Genomic DNA, 1,498 nt, shown 5'->3' with positions numbered 1-1,498 from the left:
ACAGTCCGCACCTCATCCATACCAACAGGGGTGAACCCACGGGCGTAGAAGAGCGGCCCCACTGCTGCCACGATTGCCGCCCGGGCCGCGTCATCGGCCGTTGCCGCCAGGTCTGCCCCGGAGGAGACCGGCCCTGTCTGCGCTGCTGGCACGTGCATAACCTTCTTCCCTTTCGGCTTGCGGGGATAACGATGGTTCTCTATTGTAAAAGCGACAGGAGAGAACGACAGTTCTCCTTTGATGACCCAACCGATCCGGTATGGCTTCAAGTCAACGGATTTCTTTGCACCCGATCACTTCCATTGTTCTGTCCGACTTCTTCGCCAGGCATTCCCTGGGTTTCGGAATACGCTCCTTCAACTGCTTCATCGGTGGCCCGCTGGGGGCTGACGCGGACTGACCGAAAAGACATCATGGAGACACTGGACCGCCCACCATCCGGGCAGGATGAAACCAGAACCTACCTGGCTGACTTGCTGCTCAAAACCGGCGAAGGCAACCACGAAGCATTTACCGAGTTCTACCGTCTCGCTTCGCCCCGGGTGTTCGGCGTCGTGCGCAGGGTGGTTTTAGATCCGCACCTCAGCGAAGAAGTGATGCAGGAGATCTTCATGCTGGTCTGGCAGAACGCGGGCAAATACAACCCGGAGGTTGGCAGCCCGATCGGGTGGCTTGTGACAATCGCGCACCGCAAGGCAGTGGACAAGGTCCGTTCGCGGCAAAGCAGCACCCACCGCGACGCCCGGTGGTCGGCAGCCGAATGGAAACACCCTTTCGACGAAGTTGGCGAGTCCGTCACTGACGGAATGGAAGCCTGTCAGGTCTTCGACTCCCTGACAGCACTTTCACCCTTGCAGCGCGAATCCATTCTCCTGGCATATTTCGGCTGCCTTACTTACCGCGAGGTGGCAGAGAAACTCTCAGTGCCACTGCCCACCATCAAGTCCCGGATCCGCGAGGGACTCAGTCGTCTACGCACCCAATACGACGTCGTCTGACCCCAACGCACAGCGTCTTTGCGCTCTCCCGACAGACGCGCGCGGCATTCGGGACAGCCACTGCCAGGACCTCCTCGTGCCCATGGCCTGCGCCTGAATCCGTCTAAGGCCCTTCGCCAGCCGACTCTGACGACCGACCCCAGGATTAAGGACGCCCTTCCCACATTCGACCCATCCATAGACGATCCAACCGAATCTGGAATCACCGGAATCATCGACATAAATCAAAGTACCGTGGCGCTGTCATTCGATCCCAGCCCGGCCCTGCAACCTTTTCAAGGGTGCATGGGGCGTGTTCAGAGGGAAATACCCGTCAAGGGCCGGATGCCCCAAATGGCATCCGGCCCCCGCGGGCCGGCAGGATTAGCTGCCGATGATTCCGGTGTTCTGACCGGTGGTGCTGTTCTGGGTGTTGCTGGCGACACCGGCGTTCGCGCCCAGGTTCACGCCCAGGTCCGTCGCCGAAGCGAAGGATCCACGGTCAGTCCCGGTGGTGCTGT

The 1,498-nt window shown here is 60.3% G+C and carries 1 protein-coding gene; it reads left to right on the top strand.

Annotated features, from left to right (window positions below; all coding sequences use genetic code 11):
* The first annotated feature begins 413 nt into the window (after positions 1-413).
* Positions 414-998: an ECF RNA polymerase sigma factor SigK gene (gene sigK, locus AB0313_RS22090; protein ID WP_366308487.1), complete on the top strand. Its 585-nt coding sequence runs from the start codon at positions 414-416 to the stop codon at positions 996-998.
* The last annotated feature ends 500 nt before the right edge of the window (positions 999-1,498 follow it).

Origin of the sequence: Pseudarthrobacter sp. NPDC080039 (assembly GCF_040702335.1) — a bacterium.
In the GTDB taxonomy this organism is placed as follows: Bacteria; Actinomycetota; Actinomycetes; order Actinomycetales; family Micrococcaceae; genus Arthrobacter; species Arthrobacter enclensis_A.
Note: the sequence above shows the minus strand (reverse complement) of the source record. Positions and strands in the feature narration are given on the sequence as shown.